Origin of the sequence: Cellulophaga geojensis KL-A (assembly GCF_000568425.1) — a bacterium.
Lineage (GTDB): Bacteria > Bacteroidota > Bacteroidia > Flavobacteriales > Flavobacteriaceae > Cellulophaga > Cellulophaga lytica.
The window spans coordinates 126,951-140,276 of record NZ_ARZX01000009.1 but is presented as its reverse complement, the minus strand read 5'-3'; the positions used below and the strand labels follow the sequence as shown (position 1 = coordinate 140,276).

Sequence of the window (13,326 nt, the reverse complement as noted above, 5' to 3'; positions counted from 1 at the left end):
AATAAAGGTCATATATTTGCACCCGCAAACAGCAATGCGCTGCTTGTTGGAATAATGACCTGGTAGCTCAGTTGGTAGAGCATCTCCCTTTTAAGGAGAGGGTCCTGGGTTCGAGCCCCAGCCCGGTCACAAAGAGAAATCTTATTTTAAAACCTTGTAGAATTTATCTGCAAGGTTTTTTTCTTTTATAGAAATATTTTCAGTTTTACTTCCATCATAATTTACCAAATAACGTCTCTATACCTTATTTACTATTTATCATTTGTATAAAAAGTAAACTTTAGTAAAAACTTACACTTTTTTGTAGTTGCTAAATTAATATCTAGTGCAAATGTTTAAAAACATACAACGTATTGTGTATTGTTCAGTTATTGTCTAGTACTTATATATATTTAAGTATCAATATATACACATATTTGCATACCTCCACATAGCAGTAGTGTTATACGCATAAGTATAACTAAGCTAAAATCAATTTTTAAAAAGCAGAAAACCAATACTATTAAAATGAAATATAAATTAGCACTTATTACCTTATGTATAATTACAGCTTTTAATTGCAAGTCTAAAGAAACTGTAACATTACAAACAGATTTTAATTTTGATTGGAACTTTAAACTTGAAGACACTGTTGCAGGAATTCACGATACCGAGTGGAAAAAAATAAAATTACCACATGACTGGAGTGTTACTAATAAGTTTGACTCTATAAAAGGGGAAGGTGCTACAGCTTATTTACTAGGTGGCATTGGGTATTACAAAAAGGACTTTTATACACAATTAAATAGTAACCAAGTTGCTTATATACTTTTTGATGGCGTTTACAACAACGCAACCATTAGCTTAAACAATAAAGAACTAGGTTTTCATCCTTACGGCTACTCTCCCTTTTATTACGATGTAACATCTGCCTTAAATGAAAATGGCAACAAAAACACTATAAATGTTAAGGTAGACAGAACAAGATATGCAGATAGTAGATGGTATACTGGCTCTGGAATATACAGAAATGTAAAGTTTATTACCAAAAACAAATTACACATTCCTATTTGGGGTTCTTTTATTACAACACCAACCGTTACTAATAAATTAGCTACTGTTAGCATACAAACAACTATAAATAATAAATTCAATAGCAGCAAAACAGCAATACTAAGCACAACAATATATGATACAAATAATCTAGTAGTTAATACCAATACAAAAAATATAACTGTTGCTAAAAATACAACCCTAAAAGATTTAGCTACTATTAAAGTAACTGATCCTAAATTATGGGATATTGATAGCCCTACACTATACACTGCCATAACTACCATTACACAGGATAATGAAGTTATAGACACACAAAAAACAAAATTTGGTATACGCAGTATTAAGTTTGACGCTAATACAGGGTTTTATTTAAATGGAAAAAACAGAAAAATAAAAGGTGTATGCCTACACCATGATGCCGGACTAGTTGGTGCTGCTGTGCCAAAAGGTGTTTGGAGAAGACGTTTACAAACTTTAAAAAATATAGGCTGCAATGCTATTAGAATATCTCATAACCCAGCTTCTAATGAGTTTTTAGACCTATGTGATGAAATGGGTTTTCTTGTACAAGATGAGTTTTTTGATGAGTGGGATAACCCTAAAGACAAACGTAAAAATATGAATGAAAAAAGCGTAGACTACATTACAAGAGGCTACGCAGAACATTTTCAAGAGTGGGCAGAAATAGATTTAAAAAATACAGTTTTATCACACAGAAACCACCCTTCTATTTTTCAATGGAGTATTGGTAATGAAATTGAATGGACTTACCCAAGAAATGCAAATGCTACTGGTTTTTTTAATAATATAGATTGGAGTGGTAATTATTTTTGGTCTTTACCTCCTAACAATATAAGTACTATAAAAGAAAAACTTAAAACGCTCCCAAAAGCCAAATATGATATTGGTGAAACTGCAAAAAAACTAGCAAAATGGACCAAAGAGTTAGATACCACTAGATATGTAATTGCAAATTGCATTTTACCTTCTTCTAGCTATGAGTCTGGGTATGCAGATGCTCTAGATATTATAGGTTTTAGCTACCGTAGAGTAATATATGATTACGGACATAAAAACTATCCTAATTTACCACTTATGGGAACCGAAAATCTTGGTCAATGGCATGAATGGAAAGCAGTTATGGAAAGACCTTTTATTTCTGGTACATTTTTATGGACAGGAATAGATTATATGGGAGAATCTAACAAAGGATGGCCAAAAAAAGGAACCTCTAGCGGTTTATTAGATGTGGCTGGGTTTAAAAAACCATCATACCATATGTTTAATGCTTTATGGAACACTGAGCCTAATATTTATATTACTTCTCAAACTTTAGATAAATCTATTTATAAACTAGATGCCAATGGCAACCCTGTAGAAAAACAAGATGGCAAATGGAAAACGGCTTTATGGCAATGGCATAATGTAAATGAACATTGGAACTATAATAATAATAATAATACTGTTACGGTTGTAGAAGTATACTCTAACTGTACAGAGGTAGAGCTGTTTTTAAACAATAAATCTTTAGGGGTAAAAAAGCTTAGCAACTTTGAAGATCATATTTACAAATGGGCAGTTCCCTACAAAAAAGGAACTTTAAAAGCGGTTGGCTTAAAAGATGGTAAAAAAGTAGAATCTACTATTACAACTACAACAAAACCAACAACTATAAAACTCACCACAGACCAGAAAAAATTAACTGCAGACGGTTATGATGTTGCACATATTATAGCACAACTTGTAGATAAAAACGGTAACCCTATAAAAACTGAAAATCAAATTATTAACTTTAGTGTTTCTGGTAATGCAACAGTTTTAGGTGTAGATAACGGTAGCATTACTAACACACAAAATTTTAAAAGCAATAAAATTAAAACCAGTAAAGGAAGGGCTCTTTTAATAGTTCAATCTTTACAAAACAAAACAACTCCTATAAATATTACAGCAAACTCTGCTTCATTAAAAAGCAACCAAATAACAATTACTTTAGAACCTAAAAAAAATTAATACTATGATAAAGAAAAGTATAGTACTAAGCACAATTACCTGTATACTTTTAATTACAGCTTGTAAAAATAATACGAATACAGCAAGTGTTACCACAGCAGAAGAACCTAAGCAAGAAATTACACCAGAGCAAATAGATGAGTTGGGTATAACAAACCCAGACTCTTTAAGTGCTGCAACAAAAAGAGCATTACAATGGCCAAAAGATTTAGGTAATGAATGGTTTATACAATTCTCTAACCTTAAACCCTTAAAAGGAGATTTAGCTTATGAAGAAGGTGTTGTGCGTAGAGATCCAAGTGCTATTATTAAAGAAGATGGCAAATACTACGTTTGGTACAGCAAAAGCACTGGGCCATCACAAGGTTTTGGTGGCGATGTAGAAAATGAAAAAGTTTTTCCTTGGGATAGATGTGATATATGGTACGCTACATCTGAAGACGGTGAAACTTGGAAAGAAGAAGGCATTGCTGTTGCAAGAGGCGAAAAAGGCGCTTATGATGACAGGTCTGTTTTTACAGTAGAAATAATGAAATATCAGAACAAATATTACTTATGCTACCAAACCGTAAAATCTCCCTATACAGTACGCGTTAAAAATCAGGTTGGTTTAGCGTGGTCAGATTCGCCAAACGGACCTTGGACAAAAAGTGAAGAGCCTATACTTAGTCCTGCAGATAATGGCATCTGGAAAGGAGAAGAACAAGACCGTTTTGCTGTAGAGAAAAAAGGAGATTTTGATAGTCACAAAGTACATGACCCTTGTATTTTGCCTTACAAAGGCAAATTTTACTTGTACTATAAAGGCGAGCAAATGGGCGAAAAAATTACGTTTGGCGGCAGACAAATACGCCATGGCGTTGCTATTGCAGACAATCCTTTAGGGCCTTATGTAAAATCACCTTACAACCCAATAAGTAATAGTGGTCATGAAATTTGTGTTTGGCCATACAATGGTGGTATTGCGTCATTAATTACTACAGATGGTCCAGAAAAAAATACCATACAATGGGCTCCAGACGGTATTAATTTTGAAATTAAATCTGTTATTCCTGGTGTACCAGCGCATGCAATAGGCTTAAACAGATCTGCAGATACAGAAAAAGATCCAACAGAAATATTACGCTGGGGACTTACACATGTATACAATAGTAGCGACTACCAAAGTATTATGAGTTTTACATCTGCCAGAAAAACTACACACAGAGCTAAAGGTGTAAAATCTAAATAAGTAACACTATAAACTAAGCACAAAAAAAGGAACAGTAAATTATTGTTCCTTTTTTTATTGTACGTGTAGTTTAATAAATAATAGTAATTTTACAGTATAAAAGCATACCGGTAATGAGTAAACCAAAGGAAGTTTTAAAATCTGAATACAATGTTCCTAATTTAGAAAGAGGCTTAATGGTTATAGAAATATTAGCCACTAAAAAAGACGGTTTAACGCTTGCAGAAATTACAGAAGCACTAGACCTTACAAAAACCACTGCTTTTAGAGTTGTAAGCACGTTAATTTTTAAAAATTACTTGCAAAAAAACGAGACCACTAAAAAAATTACACTTTCTAGAAAAATGCTTACACTAGGCATATCTGCAATGAACGAACAAAGTATTGTAGAAATGTCTATAGATGTTATGCGCGCCTTAAGAGATGAACTAAAGGAATCTGTAATGCTTGGAGTTTTATTAGACACTAAAGGCACAATATTAGAGCAGGTATCATCTTCCTATCCTGTAAAATTATTTGTAGAACCAGGTACACAATTTAATTTACACAGTTCTGTTGGCGGTAAAAGTATTTTAGCTTTTTTACCTAAAGAAGAATCTAATAGCATTTTAAAAAAAATTAGTCTTACTAAATACACAAAAAACACCATTACATCTAAAAAGGAGTTTAAAGAAACGCTAGCCTTGGTTAAACAAAATGGTTATGCCATAGATAACGGTGAAGATATACAAGGTATACACTGTATTGGTGCACCAATATTTAATGAGTCTGGCTACCCTGTTGCTGCACTCTGGATTACAGCTCCACACGGTAGACTACCACATGAAGAATTTCATAAAAAAGGACAAATTGTAGCAAAATACGCCTTAGAAATATCTGTTAAACTTGGTTTTATTTCTCAATAAAAGCAATCTTCATTTTGTAAAATATTAACCTTACAAACATTCTACAACCCTTATTTTAAAAAGGGTTTACTCCTACTTCATTATATTTTAACACTTTACCTCTAATTTATGTTTAATTAGATGATAAATAGTTTATAAAAAAATGTATATTTGTTTCAAATATGAAACTAGTTTACTATTTGAAACTTAAATAAATGATAGCAACACAATATAAAGGCAATAAAAATTTTGCTGTAATTGATAAAAAAATTGAAGAACCCAAAGATGATGAGGTTCGTATAAAAGTAGCCTATTCTGGCGTTTGCGGTACAGATGTACACATTTATCATGGTATGATGGATAAAAGAGTTTCTATACCGCAAACAATTGGCCATGAAATGTCTGGTGTTATTGATGCTGTAGGTAAAAATGTAACCAATTTTAAAGCAGGAGAAAAAGTTGTAGTAAGACCTTTAGATGACAGAAAAGTAAAACCTTCTGATAAAGGGTTTAATCATATCTGTGAGGACTTAAAATTTATTGGTATTGATAGTCCTGGTTCTATGCAACAGTACTGGAACGTACCTGCGTTTGTTTTACACAAGCTAAAACCAGAAACAGATTTAAAATTAGCTGCGTTAATTGAGCCATTGTCTGTGGCAACACATGATGTACGCAGAAGCGGACTAGTTAAAGGTGAAACTGCTGTTGTTTTAGGTGGCGGGCCAATTGGTATGTTGGTTGCTATGGTTGCTAAGGAAGTTGGCGCACAGGTTATAATTTCTGAAGTAAACCCTACAAGAATTAAAATGGCAAAAGACCTAGGTTTTGACGCTGTTAACCCAACTGAGGTTGATTTAGTAGCATACGTTAAAAGTAAAACAGAGGACAAAAGAGCAGATGTTGTTTTTGAAGTAGCTGGCGTACAACCTGCTTTAGATATTATGTGTGAGGTTGCAGGTATTAGAGGCAGAATTTTAATGGTTGCTATTCATGGAGATAAAAAACCTGTAGATCTTTTTAAGTTTTTTTGGAAAGAATTGAGCTTAATTGGTGCTAGAGTTTATGAAAAAGAAGATTATGAAAAATCTATAGAGCTTATTACAGAAAACAAACTTCCTTTTGAGGCTATGATTACAGATGTACAGCCTTTAAGCAAAATTCAGCAAGTGTTTGAAAACATTGATAAAAACCCTTCTGGAATGAAAGTATTGATGGATTGCAGTTTATAATTTTTAAAGAAACAATATAAAAAATGAGTGTTTTAGATACATTTAAGTTAAAAGGTAAAACAGCTTTAGTAACAGGCTGTAAAAGAGGTATAGGTAAAGCTATGGCTATTGGCTTAGCAGAAGCGGGTGCAAATATTATTGGGGTTTCTGCTAGTTTAGAATTAACCGGTAGTAGTGTGGCTAAAGAAGTAGAAGCAAAAGGCAAAAATTTTAGTGCTTATCAATGCGATTTCTCTGATAGAAAAGCTTTGTACACATTTATCAATCAGGTAAAAAAAGATCATCCACAAATAGATATTTTAATTAATAACGCTGGTACAATTTTAAGAGCTCCTGCTGTAGAACATCCAGATGAAATGTGGGATAAGGTAATTGAAGTAAACCAAAATGCACAATTTATACTTACCAGAGAAATTGGTAAAGAAATGGTTGCTAGAGGTAAAGGAAAAATTGTTTTTACAGCTTCATTATTAACATACCAAGGTGGCATTACTGTCCCTGGTTATGCTGCAAGCAAAGGTGCTATAGGCCAATTAACTATGGCCTTTGCAAATGAGTGGGCAGGCAAAGGGGTAAATGTAAACGCAATTGCTCCTGGTTACATTGCTACAGACAATACTGAAGCTTTACGTAATAATCCAGAGAGAGCAGAATCTATTTTAGCAAGAATTCCTGCTGGAAGATGGGGAAAACCAGAAGATTTTGCTGGCCCTGTAGTTTTTTTAGCTTCTGAAGCTGCTAATTATATGAGTGGAGCTGTTATGCTAGTAGACGGCGGATGGATGGGAAGATAATTTAAAAGATATACAATGCATCATCAAAATATAAAAATAACGGTTCTCTTATTTGTTCTTTTAGAGGTGAGTTTACTATTTGGACAACAAAAACCCAATATTGTTTTTATACTTTCTGATGATGCTGGTTATGCTGATTTTGGTTTTCAAGGTAGTAATGAGTTTAAAACTCCAGAGCTAGATAAACTTGCAAAAAAAAGTGTGAAATTTACACAAGCATATGTAAGTGCAGCTGTTTGTGGACCATCTAGAGCAGGAATGCTTACCGGGCAATACCAGCAAAAATTTGGTTTTGAAGAAAATAATGTACCTGGTTATATGAGTAGTTCTGGCTTACTAGGTGATCAAATGGGATTGCCTACAAACCAACTTACTATTGCAAACTATTTAAAAAAACAAGGATATACTACTGCCCTATTTGGAAAATGGCATATGGGTAATGCAGATCGTTTTCACCCAACAAAACGAGGCTTTGACGAATTTTATGGTTTTAGAGGTGGTTCACGTAGCTATTTACCATATGATAAAAACAATGTACTAACCAAAAATGAAGACAGATTAGAAAAAGGTTTTGGAAATTATTTAGAACACAAAGGCTATCTTACAGACAAATTAGCCAATGAGGCTATATCATTCATCAATAAAAATAAAAAAACTCCCTTTTTTATTTACCTGTCTTTTAACGCTGTACATACTCCAATGGAGGCTACAAAAGAAGATCTAAAGTATTTTTCTCATTTAACTGGTAAAAGAAAAACATTAGCTGCAATGACTTTAGCTATGGACAGAGCTATTGGAACTGTTTTAGATGAACTTAAAAAACAAGGATTAGATAAAAATACTTTAGTTGTATTTACCAATGATAACGGCGGACCATCAGATGCAAACCAATCTAACAATAATCCGCTTAGCGGCACAAAAGCTAACCATTTAGAAGGTGGTATTAGAGTGCCTTTTTTAATGTCATGGCCTGGTAAGCTTAAGAAAAATACAACTTACAACTACCCAATTAGCACCTTAGATCTTTTTCCAACATTTTTAAATGTAGCAAACGGAAACTCATCAAAATTAAAACAACTAGACGGTGTAGACCTAATGCCTTATGTAAAAGGAGAAAATAAAGAGAGACCGCATAAGGTTCTTTTCTGGAAAAAAGAAAACAGAGCCGCTATTAGAAATATGGATTGGAAACTAATACGATTTCCTGATAGGCCTGCTGAACTATACAATATAAAAGAAGATATTTCTGAAGTACATAACCTTGCTTATCAATATCCTAAAAAAGTTAAAGAGCTATACAAGCAATTATTTGCTTGGGAACTAACATTAGAAAGACCACTTTGGCAATTAAGAAGAGAGTTTGAAGGTTATGCTGCAAAACGCATGGATGCTTACAAAAAAACAAACACAAAATAATAATACCATACACTATGTCATCAACTAAAGAATACAAGTTATTTATTAACGGAGAATGGGTAACATCTACATCTGGCGAAACTATAGCTATTGTAAACCCATCTACAGAAGAAGTAGTCGCAAATGTACAAAACGGCACTGCAGAAGAAGCTTTAGAGGCACTAAAAGCAGCAGAAAAAGCACAAAAAGAATGGAAAAAATTACCTGCACGTTCTAGAGCAGATATGTTATATAAATTGGCAGATGAAATTGATGCCAATACAGAGCATTTGGCTCAACTATTAACCAAAGAACAAGGAAAACTTTTAAAGGTTGCTCGTTTTGAGGTTGCTGTTACGGCTTCGTTTATTAGATACGCTTGTGAAGGTGCTCGCAGAATTGAAGGTGATATTATTCCTTCTGATAACCCTAACGAGCAAATATGGATTCAAAAAGTTCCGCGTGGGGTTGTTGTTGCAATTACAGCTTGGAATTTTCCTTTGGCTTTAGCTGGCCGTAAATTGGGTCCTGCTTTGGTTGCTGGTAACAGCATTGTAATTAAGCCTACATCAGAAACACCGTTAGCAACTTTAGAGTTAGGAAATTTGGCTAACAACGTGGGTATTCCTGCTGGAGTACTAAATATTATAACTGGCCCTGGTAGAGCTATGGGTAATGCTTTGGTAGAAAGTCCTATTACTAAAATGGTAACAATGACGGGTTCTACACCTGTTGGTCAGCAAATAGCTAAAAATGCTGCAAATAACCTTACTCACGTTCAGTTAGAGCTTGGTGGTAAAGCTCCATTTATAGTTTTTAAAGATGCTGATATTGATGCTGCCGTTGATGCAGCATTACATTCTAGATTTGACAATTGCGGACAAGTTTGCACCTGTAATGAACGTATGTATTTGCATGAAGATATTTACGATATTTTTATGGAGAAATTCATAACAAAAACTAAGGCATTAAAAGTTGGTAATCCTTTGTTAGAGGATACAGATATGGGACCTAAAGTAAATGCTGCCGAGTTAAAACATATGGAGCATTTAGTTGCTGTTAGTGTAAAAGAAGGGGCTACAATTGCAACTGGAGGAAAAAAACCAGAAGGAGCAGAATTTGAAAAAGGATACTGGTTTGAGCCTACCGTTTTAACCAACGTAACACAAGATATGACTATTGTTCATGAAGAGTCTTTTGGTCCTATTTTACCTGTTTTAAAGTTTAAAACTTTTGATGAGGTTATAGGTTATGCTAATGACTGTGAATACGGACTTGCTGCTATGGTTTTTACCAATGATATGAACACCATTATGAAATGTAATGACGAACTAGAATATGGAGAAATTTATGTAAATCGTGGTCACGGAGAGCAACACCAAGGTTTTCATAACGGTTACAAATTGTCTGGTTCTGGTGGCGAAGATGGTAAATATGGTTTTGAACAGTATATGGAAAAGAAAACGTTTTACATTAAACATAAAGCTTAATAGCAACTTTTAAAGATTAAAAATGAGTACAAAAATTAAAAGTGTAGAAACTAAGCTTTTTAAGGTTCCGTTACGAGAGGTTTTAAATGATGCCAAACACGGAGACCACACACATTTTGAGCTAGTAACCACTACCATTACTTTAGAAGATGGCAGTACAGGAACAGGCTACACCTATACTGGCGGTAAAGGTGGGCACGCTATTAAAGCAATGGTAGAAAACGATTTTGCATCTGTTTTAATAGGTAAAGATGGTACAGACATAGATGGCTTGTATGATTTTATGGAGTGGCATATTCACTACGTAGGTCGTGGTGGTATTGCATCATTTGCAATTTCTACTATAGATATTGCTCTTTGGGACATTAAATGCAAAAAAGCCAACCTTCCTTTATGGAAAATGGCCGGCGGAACAGACAAAACTTGCAAAGCATATTGTGGTGGTATAGACTTACAGTTTCCTATAGAAAAACTTTTAAATAATATGAAAACCTATTTAGCTAACGGATTTAATGCTGTTAAAATAAAAATAGGAAGAGAAAATTTAGAAGAAGATTTAGAGCGTATAAAGGCAGTAAGAGAATTTGTTGGTCCGGATGTAACTTTTATGGTAGATGCCAACTACTCTATGACTGTTGAAAAAGCCATAAAAGCAATTGAAGGTTTTAAACAATACAATATTACTTGGTTTGAAGAACCAATTATACCCGATGATTACAAAGGGTTTGCAGAAATAGTTGATAAAACAGGATTTCCTTTAGCTATGGGAGAAAACTTGCATACGATACACGAGTTTGAGTATGCTTTTAACCAAGCAAAGCTTTCTTTTATTCAACCAGATGCATCAAACTGTGGAGGAATTACAGGCTGGTTAAAAGCTGCACGTTTAGCAGACAAACACGGAGTTCCTGCTTGTTCCCATGGTATGCAAGAACTGCACGTGAGCTTAGTATCTGCACAACCAAACGCTGGGTGGCTAGAAGTACATAGTTTTCCTATAGATGAATATACTACAAGACCATTAGTAGTAGAAAATTATAGAGCTGTTGCTCCTAATACCCCTGGTACGGGAGTTGTATTTAACTGGGAAAAACTAGCGCCTTATCAACAATAAAAAATAATAGTATGAAACCAATAAAAAGCAATTTTGGATCTCTAAATGAGCAAGAAATAGATTTGTATACATTAAAAAATGCAAACGGAATGGTTGTTAAAATAACCAATTACGGAGCAACAATTACGTCTATACAAGTGCCTAATGCTAAAGAAGAATTAGTAGAAATTGCTTGTGGATTTGATACTTTAGATGGTTATTTTTCTGATGAATACAAAAATAATGCTCCTTATTTTGGAAGTACCGTAGGTAGGTACTGCTCACAAATTAAAGATGCTACGTTTATTTTAAACGGTCAAAAATATGAATTAGCAAAAAACTGTGGCCCCAATAATTTACATGGAGGTGCTGTTGGCTTTGATAAAAAAATATGGACAGTAGATACTACTTCTGCTAGTGAAAATAAATTAAAGTTATCTTTAGTAAGTAAAAATTTAGAAGAGGGCTTTCCTGGCAATGTTAATGTATCTGTAACATTTACACTAACAAATAGTAATGAGTTAACCATTAGCTACAGTGCTACAACAGATGCAGACACACCATTATCATTAACAAACCATACGTATTTTAACTTATCTGGCTTTACCACATCTATAGAGAACCATACTGCACAAGTATATACTAATAAACGCTTAAAAATAGATGAAACTGGTGCCGCAACAGGAGAAATAATAGATGTATCTAATGCTGTGGATGATTTAACAAAGCCTAAGAAAATTGCAGACGCACACAATGCAATGAATGACGGTTTTGAACATTTTTACGTTTTTGATACTACTGAAGATGAGGTAACAAAAGTAGCTACCATAGCTAATGAAAACGGACAATTAAGTGTTGATGTTTTTACTACAGAACCTTGCATGTTACTGTACACAGGTAAATACACCGCAGATAATCTTAAACGAGAAAACGGACTTAAATACGGAAAATACAAAGGATTTTGTTGTGAAACACACAGGTACCCTAACGGACCAAATATTAAAAACTCTCCAAAATCTATTACAAAAGCTGGTGAAAACTTTAAGAGCACAACCGTCTTTAAATTTTCATTTTAACATAACTAATTCACTCAAAAAAACAACCAAACTATGACAGAAGGAGTATTATTAGCAATTTTTGCAGGATTAATGTTGGGCCTGTATGCCCTACCAGAAAAATTTACAAAAGATTTTAAGTACGAAAACACGTGGAGCTTATTCTTTTTACTTACCATGTTTGTGGTTCCTATAATAGCATCTGTATCACTAATAAAAGGATTTGGTGATATTTTTGGAAATATGCCAACAGACATATGGATTAAAATGGGACTTACCAGCTTTTTATGGGGAGTTGGTGTAATGATGTGGAGTAAAGCAATTAACCACATTGGCTTGTCCTTAGGCTTTTCTTTGTTTATTGGAACCATAATTTTGGTAGGTTCTGTATTGCCTTTTATTGAAGACGGCTTACCACCTACTAACAAACTAACCATTATTTTAATTGGCTTATTAGTTGTTTTAGTTGGCATTTTTGCTAACGGAAAAGCTGGTTTTATTAGAGAAAAAGTAGAGAAAAGCACAGAAGAAAATACCGCTAAAAAAGGATCTATGGCCACAGGTATTTTAATAGCAGTAGTTGGTGGTTTACTTGCTACAGGTTTTAGTTATGCTAATGCAGCAGGAAGACCTTATTTACACGAGGCTAGCCAAGCTGCAGGAAATGCAGAGTGGATAACTGCTGTTGCTGTTATGTTCCCAATTTTTATTAGTGGAGGTATTGTAATGACGGCCTATTTTTTATGGCAATTAAATAGTAAAAAAGCTTGGGGAGATTTTAAAACTCCTGCTTTTGGCAAAAACTTTGTATTAATACTAGTAATGGCATTTTTTCATTATGCAGCTTCTGCCCTATTCGCCTTTGCTGCCTACAAATTAGGAGCTTCTGGCAACACTGTTGGTTATGCCATTTTTAACACCTCATGTGTAGCCACTGCAATTGTAAGTGGTATTATTACCAAAGAATGGATTAACGCCTCTAAAAAAGCACGAAACTTTTTATACCTAGGTCTTAGCTGTATGGTAATTGGTATTGTAATAGTTGCATATAGCAACAGTATATCTTAAAAAAAATTAGAGTTAGTTTTTATTTTTTGCAAAAAAGAC

At 33.9% G+C, this 13,326-nt stretch carries 10 protein-coding genes and 1 tRNA gene; all 11 read left to right on the top strand.

Features of this window, described 5'->3' with window-relative positions; genetic code table 11:
• The first annotated feature begins 56 nt into the window (after positions 1–56).
• The 11 genes from KLA_RS08900 (at position 57) to KLA_RS08850 (ending at position 13,287) form a co-directional block, all read left to right on the top strand.
• Positions 57–129 (top strand) — tRNA-Lys (locus tag KLA_RS08900).
• 378 nt (positions 130–507) lie between these two features.
• A complete protein-coding gene (locus tag KLA_RS08895) occupies positions 508–3,045 on the top strand; it encodes a glycoside hydrolase family 2 TIM barrel-domain containing protein (RefSeq protein ID WP_034645180.1) in 2,538 nt (845 codons plus the stop codon).
• Positions 3,046–3,049: 4 nt separating this feature from the next.
• Positions 3,050–4,276 (top strand): glycoside hydrolase family 117 protein, encoded by a 1,227-nt coding sequence (locus KLA_RS08890; RefSeq protein ID WP_013619989.1) that lies wholly within the window; start codon positions 3,050–3,052, stop codon positions 4,274–4,276.
• 113 nt (positions 4,277–4,389) lie between these two features.
• Positions 4,390–5,181 carry an IclR family transcriptional regulator gene (locus KLA_RS08885; RefSeq protein WP_013619990.1) on the top strand — a complete coding sequence of 264 codons (792 nt, stop codon included), beginning with the start codon at positions 4,390–4,392 and terminating at the stop codon, positions 5,179–5,181.
• A 194-nt stretch (positions 5,182–5,375) separates the two neighbouring features.
• Positions 5,376–6,392: a (R,R)-butanediol dehydrogenase gene (locus KLA_RS08880; protein WP_034645178.1), complete on the top strand. Its 1,017-nt coding sequence runs from the start codon at positions 5,376–5,378 to the stop codon at positions 6,390–6,392.
• A gap of 23 nt (positions 6,393–6,415) precedes the next feature.
• The gene (locus KLA_RS08875) at positions 6,416–7,186 is read left to right on the top strand and encodes an SDR family oxidoreductase (RefSeq protein ID WP_034645176.1); all 771 of its coding nucleotides are present in this window, start codon (positions 6,416–6,418) and stop codon (positions 7,184–7,186) included.
• Between the two features lie 15 nt (positions 7,187–7,201).
• Positions 7,202–8,602 carry a sulfatase gene (locus KLA_RS08870; protein WP_034645174.1) on the top strand — a complete coding sequence of 467 codons (1,401 nt, stop codon included), beginning with the start codon at positions 7,202–7,204 and terminating at the stop codon, positions 8,600–8,602.
• Positions 8,603–8,616: 14 nt separating this feature from the next.
• Positions 8,617–10,071 (top strand): aldehyde dehydrogenase, encoded by a 1,455-nt coding sequence (gene aldA / locus KLA_RS08865; protein WP_034645172.1) that lies wholly within the window; start codon positions 8,617–8,619, stop codon positions 10,069–10,071.
• 22 nt (positions 10,072–10,093) lie between these two features.
• On the top strand, positions 10,094–11,185 hold the full coding sequence (locus KLA_RS08860; protein WP_034645169.1) for a mandelate racemase/muconate lactonizing enzyme family protein: 1,092 nt from the start codon (positions 10,094–10,096) through the stop codon (positions 11,183–11,185).
• A gap of 11 nt (positions 11,186–11,196) precedes the next feature.
• Positions 11,197–12,240: an aldose epimerase family protein gene (locus tag KLA_RS08855; protein ID WP_034645164.1), complete on the top strand. Its 1,044-nt coding sequence runs from the start codon at positions 11,197–11,199 to the stop codon at positions 12,238–12,240.
• A 33-nt stretch (positions 12,241–12,273) separates the two neighbouring features.
• Positions 12,274–13,287, top strand: coding sequence for an L-rhamnose/proton symporter RhaT (locus KLA_RS08850; protein ID WP_013619997.1), 1,014 nt, complete (start codon positions 12,274–12,276; stop codon positions 13,285–13,287).
• Positions 13,288–13,326: the final 39 nt, after the last annotated feature.